We start from the raw sequence: 12,535 nt of genomic DNA, 5'->3' as shown, positions 1-12,535 counted from the left end.
TACAAATAAATCATCCATTAAATCCTTACAATATGTACAACCAGCAAGGTTTTCGAAAGTTTTAAAATAGGGATAATATACGGTGATTTGAAAGCATTCAAAATTGGCGTTCTACACTATACTTTTCTCTCTTGTCTGTTGGAAAAAGAAGGTTTCTTAATTAACATATAAGCGTTAATTAAACACAGATTTTCCCTTCAATAAACAAAATTCACTATTCCTCAATTTTTTTCAACCTCTACTGCCCTAAAGTTGTTAAACCGGAGAAATAACCTGAAAAAAGAATTTTAAACCATTCAATAAAAAAAGAAACAATGGCAAAACTGGTATTGGTCCGTCACGGACAATCCCTTTGGAACAAGAAAAACGTATTTACCGGCTGGGTTGACGTCCCGCTGTCAACTGTCGGAATTGAAGAAGCACTGAAGGCTGGTGAAACGCTGAAAGATCTCGAATTCGACGTGGTTTATACTTCGGTACAGGTTCGTGCCCTCGAAACCGCTATGATTGCGATGGCGAAAAACAAAAGCGAAAAAACTCCGGTAGTGGTTCATCCCGATGGAAAAATGCACGAATGGGGCGTTATCTACAGTGAAGAGATGAGCAAGAATGTCATCCCGGTTTACCGCGACTGGCACCTGAACGAACGCTACTATGGTGAACTCCAGGGAATGAACAAAGCCGAAACGGCTAAAACCTACGGCGACGAGCAGGTTCATATCTGGAGAAGAAGCTATGACGTTCCGCCGCCAAACGGTGAATGTTTGCAGGATACCGCAGAGCGGACAATTCCGTTTTTCAAGGAAAATATTCTGGAAAAACTGAAAGAGGGTAAAAATGTACTGGTTTCGGCTCACGGAAACAGTCTTCGTTCTATTGTAATGTTTATTGAAGAACTGACAAAAGAAGAAGTGCTGAAACTGGAAATTCCCACCGGCGTTCCGTTGCTGTTCAGCTACGAAAACGATAAACTTACCCGGGAATAATTGACTTTTCCGGAACAAAATATAAGGCGGACATGGATTTCATTCCTGTTCGCCTTTTTAATTTCACTGTTCAACTTTTTTGATGCATTTAGATGATTTCCCTGAAAAGAACCGACTCCGAAAACAAAGAATTTATTCAGCTCGTGACATTACTCGATGCCGATTTACGGATACGCGATGGTGACGAACACGCGTTTTATGCACAATTCAATAAAATCGATCAAATCAAACATGTAATTGTAGCCTACCGGGATGAGAAGCCTGTAGGTTGCGGCGCGATAAAACCGTATGATGGCAGCACGATGGAAATCAAGCGAATGTTTGTCCTTCCGGAACTGCGCGGAGTCGGTATTGCGTCTCAAGTTTTGAATGCTTTGGAAAGATGGGCCGCGGAACTTGGATATGAAAAATGCATTCTGGAAACAGGTGTGAAGCAACCCGAAGCCATTGCGCTGTACACCAAAAACAACTACGACCGTATTCCCAACTACGGACAGTACAAAGAGGCAGAAAACAGCGTATGTTTTGAAAAGCAATTGAAATTACCTGAATAATGCAGTATGAAAAGTCTGTCACATCTTATGCGACAGACTTCGTTTTCAGGTTTCTGTTCTGAACCTGATCCTTATGAAGGGTTTGTCTCTTTCCCGATCCATATTAAAACGATGATTCCCAACCGGGCGATCAGGAACACGATCAATCCAAATATGGGCGCCAATAAGGAGACCTTCAGCCCGCCAGCCAGTAAGGCCATAGAGACATCACCAACTTGTTGAATAGCTCCAAAAGCCTCAATTAAGCCAATCGTTTGTCCGAGAAATCCCCAGACGACCGTAAAAAGACCAATGGAACCAATAAGGGAAAGTGTTTTCGGGTTATTTCCTTTTTCCAAAAATCCCTTTACGATAAGAACCAGTATCAGGATTAACAAGAATAAGATAACGAACATGAAGAGCGGACCTCCTTCGATAAGTTTTGCGAAAAATGAAGACATAATTTTTTGTTTTTGGTTGAACACTAAACCAAATGTACCATGGTCTCTTGCTCAGAAATATTTTTTGCGACCAACGAACAGTCAACGCCGGTTTTCGACCAGATAAGCAAGATAAAACGAATTTTCCGGGTTATTTCTGCAAAATCAGGATATAATTTGGTATTTCGTCTATAAAAAACCGCAGATTCAGCTAAAATCCCTATCATTATCGTCATGTTTCAGGGAACAACCATAAAATTTCGGTCGGTATTGCTGCATACCCTGTTTTGGGTAGCAGTCTGGTTTTTCTATGTCTACTTCTTCAGTTATAAAACCAACAATATTACCTACGTGACCTGGTTTGCCAGTTTTCTGTTGCCTGTTACTATGACTGTCACCTACTTTGTTGTTTATTTTCTGATTCCAAGATATTTACTAACAAAAAAGTATTGGCGTTTTGCTCTCTACGGTATCTACACTTTCATTCTGTCGACCTATCTGATTGTCGTGACAATCATGGCAAGCTTTATTTTTCTATCCAATATCCACATCTCCGACATGCCACTGATGAGTCGCAATTACGCATTCATCCTGATTTTGGTTTACTTGATTGTCGGTATCATCAGTTCGGTCAGTTTGCTGAATAATAACTTTCGCATACAGTCGCGCAACCGGGAATTGGAAAAGAAAATACTGCAAGCACAATTGCAGTTCAAGGAGCAGGAGCTGGAATACCTGAAAAAACAAATTCATCCGCATTTTCTGTTCAATACACTGAATACGCTCTATGGCTTCGCTTTAAAACAGTCGAAGCAAACCCCGGAGATCATTCTGAAACTGTCCAATATTCTGGATTATATTCTCTACCAAGTAAATAAACCACGCGTTAGTTTAAGCGAAGAGATTCTGCACGTAAAAGAATACATCGATTTGGAGAAAATTCGTTTTCAGGATACTTTAAAAGTCTCCATTCAGGCAGCAGAAATCGAAAATGACGTACAGATTGCTCCCATGTTGCTGATTCCCTTTGTGGAAAATGCGTTTAAACACGGGAACATCGTGGATGGATTTCTGACTGTTAATATGACGATCGTTTTCAAAGACGGACAGCTGCGTTTTCATATTCAGAATACAACCCGAAACCACGTTGAAAATAATGGAAATGGTGGCATTGGCCTGGAGAACATCCGGAAACGACTCGAACTGAATTATCCTGAACGCCACGAATTGAAAATTGAAAAAAACGAAAACTGGTACACAGTTGACCTGACCATAACCGATTTAAAGAGCTAAAAATGTCGAAAATCATTCATTGCATTATTGTTGATGACGAGCCCATTGCCCGCGAAATTCTGGAAAGTCACCTGAAGAAAATTGACTCTATCCACATTGAAACCAGTTGCAAGAATGCGCTGGAAGCTTTCCAGATCATCAACTCGAAAAAGGTCGACCTGGTCTTTCTCGACATCAACATGCCCGACATTTCCGGCCTCTCGTTTGCCAAATCCATCAACCGGAACATCAAAGTCATTTTTACTACCGCTTACCGGGAATATGCAGTCGATGGCTTCGATTTACAGGCGGTGGATTATCTGCTCAAACCCATTTCGTTTGAGCGACTTTTCCAGGCAGTCAACAAATATTTCGATGAAAATCTCGCCTCGATTCAGGACAATGCAACGGAAATGGAAGAAGAGCAAAGCGACTTCATTTTTGTTCGGTCCGACCGGAAGATGATCAAGGTAAATTTTAGTGATATCCTTTACATCGAGAGTCTGAGCGATTATCTGAAGATTCATCTGGATGACAAAACTGTTTTGACCCGGGAAACGATTACCAGCATTGAAGGAAAGCTGCCACAAAAGGATTTTATTCGAACACATCGGGCCTATATTGTATCACTATCGAAACTCGATTCTTTTACCAACGAATACGTTGAAATCGGTCAAAAAATGGTTCCGGTGAGCCGGACATACAAAAATGCCGTGATGAACAGGTTGGAAAACCTTTAAAACTGTTTTCGGCGCTGCTTCTTCGAATAAATAATATATTCCGTTAACAACAGAAACAAGGGAAATACGATACTAAGAACAGATTGCGTATCCAGGCCAATCACATTCCCTCCATTAATGATGTTAAGCGAACGAAATACAAGGAAAATAATAACTCCCAGTGAAATACTTTGCAGAATTCCAAAAATCCAAAATGCCGTTGTTCTCATAACTATCAGTTTAGCGATTGAATCAGCAAGTTAAAGTTTCCGGCTGAAAGTATGCAAGTTTGATTGACAACATGTATTTATGTGCGAAGTGTAGGTCGCAGATAAGGGATTTTCCTTGCCTGTCGATCTTCATAAATACTGCGAAAAGATACGGTGTGAGAAATAATTTCAAAAAAAATCAGCTGTTCTGAGTTTCTGAAAAAAAAGTAGTTGACGGCATTGAAAGCGTTTATTTCTGCCCTGTTCAGAATCCTGCTTTTGATTTTTTAACAAAAGATTCTACATTTGCAACGCCTTTGAAAAACAAGGGCACAACAAAGGATGACTGAGTAGCTCAGCTGGTAGAGCAACGCCCTTTTAAGGCGTGGGTCCTGGGTTCGAGCCCCAGCTCAGTCACTTTCTTTAAAACGTTCTTTTTCGATTAGATTATGGCAGAAAATTGAATGAATTTGGGCCATAAGAATTAAAAAATATTTTCAGTTTTGCATTTTTACGAAAAGAAAATATATTTGCACCGCCTTTGAAAAACAAAGGCACTATAAAGGATGACTGAGTAGCTCAGCTGGTAGAGCAACGCCCTTTTAAGGCGTGGGTCCTGGGTTCGAGCCCCAGCTCAGTCACTTTTCAAAAAAGCCTCCTCTGCCGGGAGGCTTTTTTGTTTCTCTCCACTACTACGCGGTTGAATTCGCCTGTTTAGTTATCATAACTTGCATTACCTTTTGCAAGGTCTAACTGCCGACGTTAGATTCTCGTCGTACAAAAAATAGTTAAACAATTTTGGAGCTTTTACATATAATTGTTTTACTGCGCTTTAGGTCAGCACTTCTTCTGTCATTATTGAACTAGAGCATCGTCTATACCCCAAAGTGTATAAAAATGTTTCATTTGAACTGTAATTTAGAATAAATCTTTGATATTTTTCTTTATGGAAGTATATCAGTGATTTATGTCATTTATTATTTAGAATAAGTTCAATTTAACGAAAAGATTCCCCTCCGTTCGTTTGCTAAAACAAAAAACTTAGGATAATTTTGATAGTACATTTGATCAACCAAACACGCATTTTAGTCAATCAACACGAACTTTAATCATCAAAAACCATGACACAGATTCAATTTCAAAACACCTTAATCAGTCTGGAAGACCGGTTGTATCATTTCGCCCTAAGTTTAACAAGTGATCCGGAAAAAGCGCAGGATTTGCTTCAGGAAACTTACCTGAAAGCGCTTACCTATCGTGACAAGTTCCGGACGAACACTAATTTCAAAGCGTGGATTTACACCATTATGAAGAACACCTTCATTAATGACTACCGACGCAATGTAAAGGCGAAAAAAACTTTTGATTCAGCCAACAACAATTTCCATCTCACTCTTTCCAAGGATGTTCATTACCCCGCTCCCGATTCGATTCATGCGGAGAAAGAGATTTACAAAAAGATTGACATGCTTGAGAAGGAATTCAGAGAGCCTTTCCAGATGTTTCTGAGCGGTTACAAGTACAAAGAAATTGCCGAGAAACTTGATTTGCCTTTGGGTACCGTCAAGAGCCGCATTTTCTTTACGCGTAAGAAACTCAGCAAATGGTTAAAAGATTATGCAGTTTAATTAGCTGAACAATAAGTCTTCAATTTTTCTTCGAGCCCGGTGTAACAATAGTTTCACCGGGCTTTTTGTATGCATGCCAGCGATTGATTACCTTTAATCATCAAAAAACATGAATGATATGACAAGTATTGCAGTACACCTTGCCGAGGGATTTGAAGAGATAGAAGCGATTAGCATTATTGATGTTTTGAGACGTGCACGTCTCGATGTAACAACTGTTTCCGTTACCGGGAAGAAAGAGGTTAAAGGCAGTCACAACATCCCGGTTGTAGCAGACAAACTATTCGAGGAAGTCAATTACGATGATATTGAGATGATTGTATTACCCGGAGGTATGCCCGGAGCGCGCCATTTAAACGAGCATGAAGGCCTGAAAAAGCAGATAAAAGCCTTTGCAGCTGGAGACAAGCCGCTCGGAGCGATTTGTGCAGCGCCCATGGTTTTGGGTGAACTGGGGCTTCTGGAAGGTAAGAAAGCGGTTTGCTACCCGGGATTTGAAAAACACCTGAAAGGTGCTACTGTTCTGACGGAACCGACACTGCAATGCGAAAATATCATCATGGGAAGAGGCGCCGGTGTTGCCATTAAGTTTGCGTTGAAAATTGTCGAATTTCTGGAAGACAAAAAAGTGGCGGAAAAGTTGGCAGAATCCATGCTCGTGGAGTAATCCGCACCTCACATACGCCCCTGAAATTACAGATGGCATCTCACACGAGGTACCATTGTCATATCTACCTCCTTTCATAAGTTAAATAATTGTAATAAACACAAAATGGTATTTAACGTTTTTTTACAATGTCCCACCTTTTATTAATTTTCGGGAGATTTGTATCTCAATTTTTTTAGCCTAATCAATACTAAACGCATCATGTCAAACCCTAACCAGAAACTTACCAATGCACAGGCAACTGCGCTGTTAATTCTGCGCGTTGTTATCGGCTGGCATTTTCTTTATGAAGGTATCACCAAGCTTTTAAATCCCAACTGGACATCCGTTGGTTATTTGATGGATTCCAAAGGATTTCTTTCCGGATTTTATCATTCACTGGCAGCATCGCCCAAATTACTTCCGGTTATCGACGCGCTGAACGAGTGGGGCCTTGTTCTCATCGGCACCGCTTTGATATTGGGGTTATTTACCCGTTGGGCCATTTACGGAGGAATGTTGCTGTTGGCGATGTACTATTTCTCTCACCCACCTTTCATCGGATTGAAGTACGCTCTCCCGTCAGAAGGCAGCTATCTGTTTATCGACAAGGTGGTTATTGAATTTTTTGCTATGTGGGCATTGTCCCTTTTTCCTGCCGGGAAAATTGTCGGATTTGACCGGTTGCTGGTAAAAACAAAGTAGAACTAATTTTCAGAGAGGAACGAACAATGAGTGACAAGAATCAAACTCCGGAAAAGGAACAAAACGAAAATAAAAAGAACGTAGGCCGCCGCGATGTTATCAAGAGTCTCGCGACGGTTCCCGTATTGGGAGCTTTTGCTTACGGTGTATACAAGAAGAAACAGTATGATCGGCTGCTGAGTAATTCCATTACCAATGAAGTAGGTATGAGTTACGAAGAACCTGCAGCCACTCCCCCTTCGGATGTGAGCGGAAAACCACTTCGCGTTGGTTTGATCGGATACGGTATCCGTGGAAAGATGCTGGCCAAGGCGCTGGGTTTTGCTCACCCCACCATGGTGGATGAGTGGAAAAAAGGCGCCATGACTAACAAAGACGACAAACGCTACGAAGAATTTCTTCAGCAGGAAAACCTGGGTATTCAGATTACCGCTGTTTGCGACATCTTCAACACCTACGAGAAAATGTGTGCGGAAGCAGGTGCCAATGTCAACCGGGAAGGAACCGGCGGAAACATGGGACCCATGCCGACAATCTACAAGAACTATCAGGAGCTATGCGCAGCACCAGAAGTGGATGCCATTGTCATTGCCGCTCCCGATCACTGGCACGGCCCGATGACCATCGAAGCAGCTAAGAACGGTAAGCACGTTTACTGCGAAAAACCGATGACCTGGACAGTAGAAGAAACCTACGAAGTTAGGAAAGCGGTGAAAAAGAGCGGAATTACCTTCCAGCTCGGTCATCAGGGACGGCAAACCGATAGTTACCAAAAAGCCAAGGAAGCCATTAATAAAGGCGTTTTAGGCCCCATCAACCTCGTGGAAGTGACAACCAACCGAAACACGCCAAACGGCGCCTGGGTCTATCCGATTCACGAGGATGCCAATCCACGTACCATCGACTGGGAACAATTCATTGGTCCTGCCCCCTGGCATGAATTCAGTCTGGAACGTTTCTTCCGCTGGCGCTGCTGGTGGGATTACAGTACGGGCTTGTCGGGCGATTTGCTGACGCACGAGTATGACGCCGTTAACCAGATTATGAATGTGGGAATTCCGGAATCAGCCATGTCGACCGGAGGAATTTATTTCTACAAAGATGGACGGACAGTACCGGATGTATTGCATACGGTGTTTGAATTCCCAAAACAGGACTTATCATTGGTTTACAGTGCTACTCTTTCCAGTCAGCATCAACGCGGAAAAGTAGTGATGGGACACGATGCCTGGATGGAGCTGGGACAAACGCTGACCATCAATGCAGATGTACAATCGACCAAATACGCCGATAAAATCAAGAAAGGAATCATTGACCCGGAACTGCCTATTTATTCTTATATTCCCGGTAGGAAAAATGTGGACGCTGTAACCTCGGCCACCGAGAAGTATTTTGCCGGAAGAGGCCTGCTGTACACCTATCGCGGCGGAAAAAGGGTTGATACGACGCACCTTCACATGAAAGAGTGGGTCGACTGTATCCGAAGCGGTAAAGAGCCCAGCTGTAACATCGATCAGGGATTCGAGGAAGCCATTACCGCTCACATGGGGACACTTTCGTATAAACATAACAAAAAAGTGTTCTGGGATGCTGAAAATGAAAAAATCATCGTGTAAATTTACATTCTAACTAACACTATAAACCGATTTAAAATGGGAACAAGACGCGATTTTCTTAAAAAATCAGCCATGCTCACAACCGCCGCTATGGTAGCACCCACAGTTCTTTCATCCTGTGGGAAAAAACAGAAAGAAATTGGCCTGCAGATTTACACTGTTCGCGATCAACTGAACGAAGACCTGGAAGGTACGCTCAAAAGAGTTGCAGAAATAGGTTACAATTCTGTTGAAGCAGCTGGCTATGCCAACGGTCGTTTTTACGGTAAGGATCCGAAAGAATTTACCAAGATGCTCAACGATATGGGCATGAAGTTTCTGTCGAGCCACACTGTATTTGAGCCGGATGTAGCTGATGAAGTTTGTGCCGCTCATGCTGAGGCAGGATGCGAATACATTGTTTATCCGTATTTGCCGGGACAATTCCGTGAGAACCTGGATGGATACAAAAATACGGCTGACAAGCTCAATACACTCGGACAATTTGCCAAAAAACATGGTCTTCAGCTTGCTTATCACAACCACAATTTTGAGTTTGAGCCAATGGAAGGTCAAATTCCGATGGACGTGCTGCTCAGCAATACAGACCCGAACCTGGTGAAAAGTGAGCTGGATTTATACTGGATTACCAAAGGCGGTCACACGCCAATTGAATATTTCGATAAATTTCCCGGCCGTTTCGAACTATGGCATGTGAAAGACATGGATAACAGCCCGGAACAATTTTTTGCTGCGGTTGGTACCGGAACTATCGATTTTAAATCGATATTTGAAGCAAGTGGAAAAGCAGGAATGAAGCATTTCTTTGTAGAAGAAGATCGTTGCAAAGGCGATATCTGGGAAGATTTGAACACCAGCTTCACGTATCTGAATAATGCTAGTTTTGTATAACGAAATAAGGTCCCGCCGGATTTATTTAAATCCTTCTACTCACCTTACAAAACAAAAAAAGCCCGGCGGGGCTTTTTTTTATGCCCTGACGTTGGGCTACATATTTCTCAGTTTGTCCAGCTGTGTTTTTGGATACGACTCGTCAGGTTTCAGTGCGAGTGCTTTTTGGTAGTAAAAACGTGCAACCGACAAATCTTTTTGGTCAAATGCATCATCGGCCTTTTTCACGAACGAACGAAAACGCGCTTCATCTTCTGAAGCATGCTTTTGCTGAACCGCTTTCTCCACGGCCACCAGTTGCTTTTTCGGGTACTCCTCTCCGCTCTTCACTTTCAGCGCCTTCTGATAATAGAATTTCGCCAGTGTAAATTCTCCTGTTTTCAGGCTGGCATCGGCTTTACTGATGAAGCCCTGGTACTGACTTTCTCTTTCAGCCTGAAGCTCTGTCTCAATGGCTTCATCGCAGGCAGCCACCTGCGTTTTCGGATATTTCTTCTGAGGCTTGTATTTCTGCGCTTCAAAATAGAAGAAACGCGCGACCGTCCATTTCGATTCGGTAAAAGCAGCGTCCGCCTTTTTGATGTTCTTCAGATACAAATCCTCTACGACACCGGTATAATGGAAATTCAACGTGTCTTTTTCTTCCTGATAAGTCGAATGTTTCTGCTTCTTCACCTGTTCAGCCAGCGCTTTTTCTTTCCTCGCTTGTTCAGCCAGTAAAGCATTAATCTCATTCACTCTCCGAATCGGATAAGTCTCCCGAGGTTTCACCTTCCCTGCGTCGGTATAGCTTTGTTTGGCCGCCGTCAGCTGATTATCTTTTGCCTGCTGATCAGCCTTCGCAATTAAATCATTGTATTGCTTATCCTTTTCAGCCTGCTTTTTCTCAGCCAAAGCGCGTTGTTGTTGCAACTGCTTCTGTTCAGCGAATGCCTTTTTAATCTTTTCAAGCATTGTTGCCGGGTATTGTGCGTCAGGTTGCAACTGCAGCGCTTCGTTAAAAGCAGCGATGGAGCCGTCGTATTGTTTCAGTCCGAACAGACTATCGCCTTTGGCCACAGCGGCTGAGAACTTTCGTTGATTGGCCTCCGCTTCTGCCTGTTTTTTGGCTGCTTCCGCTAACGCTTTTTGTCGCGCAGCTTCTTCCTTCGCTTTTTTCTGGTCAGCCAAAGCATTTAATGCATCCTGAATTTTCCCCAGCATTTCCTGCGGATGTTTAGCATTGGGCTCCAATTGCAGTGCCTGGTTAAAAGCGGTGGTTGCATCCGCATATGACTGTTGTGCAAACAAGCTATCACCTTTCGAAACGGCTGCATCATACTGTTTTTGGCGGGTTTCCGCCAAAGCTTTTTGCTGCGCCGCTTCTTCTACCGCTTTCTTTTGTTCAGCAACTGCTTCTTTTATTTTCTCCAGCATCTTTTGTGGATGCTTTGCATCAGGTTGCAACTGAAGTGCCTGATTGAATGCTGTTGTAGCATCCGCATATGACTGTAAAGCAAATAAGCTGTCACCTTTCGAAACGGTCTGTTCAAACTGCTTTTGACGAGCTTCGGCCAACGCTTTTTGTTGGGCGGCTTCTTCCTGGGCTTTCTTTTGAGCAGCCAAAGCTTCCTGAATCTTATTCAGCATCTCTTTCGGATGCTGAGCGTCCGGCTGTAACTTCAGTGCTTCATTGAAAGCATCAGTTGCATCGGCATACGACTGTTCGCCAAATAACTTATCACCTTTCGCAACAGCGTCATCAAACTGTTTTTTTCGGGCTTCCGCCAGCGCTTTCTGCTTAGCTGCTGCTTCCTGTGCTGCAATTAGGTTGTTCACCTGCGTGATCTTAGCCTTTGCGTCCGGATTGTCCGGCTTAATTTTCAGTGCTTTGTTGTACGTATCGATAGCATCCCGATAAGCTTTGTCAGCTACCTTATTATCGCCGTCAGCCATTAGCTGCTTAAACTCTTCGGTTTGCTTTGCCTGGTCCTCTTTTAGCTTAATTTGCTGGCCAAGCAGTTTAATCTTGTCTTTAACGAAATCATCTTTCGGTTTCAGGTCTGCCGCCTGCTGATATACGGCGATGGCCTCGGATAATTTACCAGCTTCCTCCAGTGTTTTGGCCTGATCGAGTTTCTTTTGGTAGGACTTGTCGGCCAGCTTGGTCTTTTCGTCATCAATCTTCTGACGAATCTGCATATCGTTGAAATACGATTCCGAATCGAAGTTATCCACCTTGGCCGAATAGAATATTTTCCCTACTGGCTTCTTAGAAAATGATGGATCGATTTCCGGAACAACCTTAAACAAGGTAACAACAAACTGAATGGGAGGAAAATATGGGTCGCGCGTAATTACCTTTTCAGGGATAACCGTCGTCAGAATCAACATTTTGGGATAGAACCCATCTCTTTTGAAAAAAAGCTGGTAATTATGCTGGTAGGGTAATTGGAAGTCAAACTTTCCGGATGATTCTACTTCTATCTTTTTTTCGATTTTGTTGTTGTCGGTATTCAGTACTTCAATGGTGGCATTGTCAAATCGACCTTCATCCAACCGCACCTTTCCACCCACTTCTAATATTTGAGGCTTCTTTTTTTGGGCATGAACAAACTCCGGAAATGACAACAACATCATCACCAGTGACAAAGGAATCAATGCTTTACGAAGAAAAGTATAGATATAGTTCATAAATGCGGCTAAACCGGATAATACAAGAGACATAAAAGTAAGGAAAACTTTAATTCTACCGAACAAAATATTATCAGGAGTTTGAACTTCGGTATCTTTATTAACATCAATGAAAAAGCGATGAGTAAGTAAAAATACCCTTTTTTTGTAACGATAATTCGCAGGATATATTATATTTCACAGAGCGAATAATCCAACAACTAACTAATCTTATCGA

At 42.6% G+C, this 12,535-nt stretch carries 12 protein-coding genes and 2 tRNA genes; 11 read left to right on the top strand and 3 right to left on the bottom strand.

The features are described from left to right. Window positions 1-314 precede the first annotated feature (314 nt). Entirely contained in the window at window positions 315-986 is a 672-nt protein-coding gene (locus tag GJU87_RS07915; protein WP_194831473.1) for a 2,3-bisphosphoglycerate-dependent phosphoglycerate mutase, read from the top strand. A gap of 92 nt (window positions 987-1,078) precedes the next feature. Next, on the top strand, window positions 1,079-1,540 hold the full coding sequence (locus tag GJU87_RS07910) for a GNAT family N-acetyltransferase (RefSeq protein ID WP_153639030.1): 462 nt from the start codon (window positions 1,079-1,081) through the stop codon (window positions 1,538-1,540). Between the two features lie 71 nt (window positions 1,541-1,611). Here the strand turns inward: GJU87_RS07910 and GJU87_RS07905 are convergent, their stop codons facing one another. After that, entirely contained in the window at window positions 1,612-1,980 is a 369-nt protein-coding gene (locus tag GJU87_RS07905) for a MotA/TolQ/ExbB proton channel family protein (protein WP_153639029.1), read from the bottom strand. A 213-nt stretch (window positions 1,981-2,193) separates the two neighbouring features. Here GJU87_RS07905 and GJU87_RS07900 point away from each other — a divergent pair, with 213 nt between their 5' ends. Further along, on the top strand, window positions 2,194-3,252 hold the full coding sequence (locus GJU87_RS07900; RefSeq protein WP_153639028.1) for a sensor histidine kinase: 1,059 nt from the start codon (window positions 2,194-2,196) through the stop codon (window positions 3,250-3,252). Window positions 3,253-3,254: 2 nt separating this feature from the next. Then, window positions 3,255-3,971 (top strand): LytTR family DNA-binding domain-containing protein, encoded by a 717-nt coding sequence (locus GJU87_RS07895; protein WP_153639027.1) that lies wholly within the window; start codon window positions 3,255-3,257, stop codon window positions 3,969-3,971. Here the strand turns inward: GJU87_RS07895 and GJU87_RS07890 are convergent. Then, window positions 3,968-4,180: a hypothetical protein gene (locus tag GJU87_RS07890; RefSeq protein ID WP_153639026.1), complete on the bottom strand. Its 213-nt coding sequence runs from the start codon at window positions 4,178-4,180 to the stop codon at window positions 3,968-3,970. The two genes, GJU87_RS07895 and GJU87_RS07890, sit on opposite strands and share 4 nt — an antisense overlap. 323 nt (window positions 4,181-4,503) lie before the next feature. Here GJU87_RS07890 and GJU87_RS07885 point away from each other — a divergent pair. The 7 genes from GJU87_RS07885 (at window position 4,504) to GJU87_RS07855 (ending at window position 9,645) form a co-directional block, all read left to right on the top strand. Continuing rightward, window positions 4,504-4,576: transfer RNA gene (locus GJU87_RS07885), tRNA-Lys, on the top strand. Window positions 4,577-4,727: 151 nt separating this feature from the next. Then, window positions 4,728-4,800 (top strand) — tRNA-Lys (locus GJU87_RS07880). Window positions 4,801-5,280: 480 nt separating this feature from the next. Next, window positions 5,281-5,787, top strand: coding sequence for an RNA polymerase sigma factor (locus GJU87_RS07875; protein ID WP_025865617.1), 507 nt, complete (start codon window positions 5,281-5,283; stop codon window positions 5,785-5,787). 118 nt (window positions 5,788-5,905) lie between these two features. Continuing rightward, on the top strand, window positions 5,906-6,454 hold the full coding sequence (locus GJU87_RS07870; RefSeq protein ID WP_153639025.1) for a DJ-1 family glyoxalase III: 549 nt from the start codon (window positions 5,906-5,908) through the stop codon (window positions 6,452-6,454). A 201-nt stretch (window positions 6,455-6,655) separates the two neighbouring features. After that, window positions 6,656-7,138, top strand: a complete 483-nt coding sequence (locus tag GJU87_RS07865; RefSeq protein WP_153639024.1) for a DoxX family protein — start codon at window positions 6,656-6,658, stop codon at window positions 7,136-7,138. Window positions 7,139-7,164: 26 nt separating this feature from the next. After that, window positions 7,165-8,754 (top strand): Gfo/Idh/MocA family protein, encoded by a 1,590-nt coding sequence (locus GJU87_RS07860; protein WP_153639023.1) that lies wholly within the window; start codon window positions 7,165-7,167, stop codon window positions 8,752-8,754. 36 nt (window positions 8,755-8,790) lie between these two features. After that, window positions 8,791-9,645, top strand: coding sequence for a sugar phosphate isomerase/epimerase (locus GJU87_RS07855; RefSeq protein ID WP_228491902.1), 855 nt, complete (start codon window positions 8,791-8,793; stop codon window positions 9,643-9,645). 96 nt (window positions 9,646-9,741) lie between these two features. On the opposite strand, the gene GJU87_RS07850 is transcribed toward GJU87_RS07855, so the two are convergent. Further along, on the bottom strand, window positions 9,742-12,351 hold the full coding sequence (locus GJU87_RS07850) for a hypothetical protein (RefSeq protein WP_153639022.1): 2,610 nt from the start codon (window positions 12,349-12,351) through the stop codon (window positions 9,742-9,744). Window positions 12,352-12,535: the final 184 nt, after the last annotated feature.

Source organism: Prolixibacter sp. NT017 (assembly GCF_009617875.1).
Classification (GTDB): domain Bacteria; phylum Bacteroidota; class Bacteroidia; order Bacteroidales; family Prolixibacteraceae; genus Prolixibacter.
This window is presented reverse-complemented; position numbering and strand designations above follow the sequence as displayed.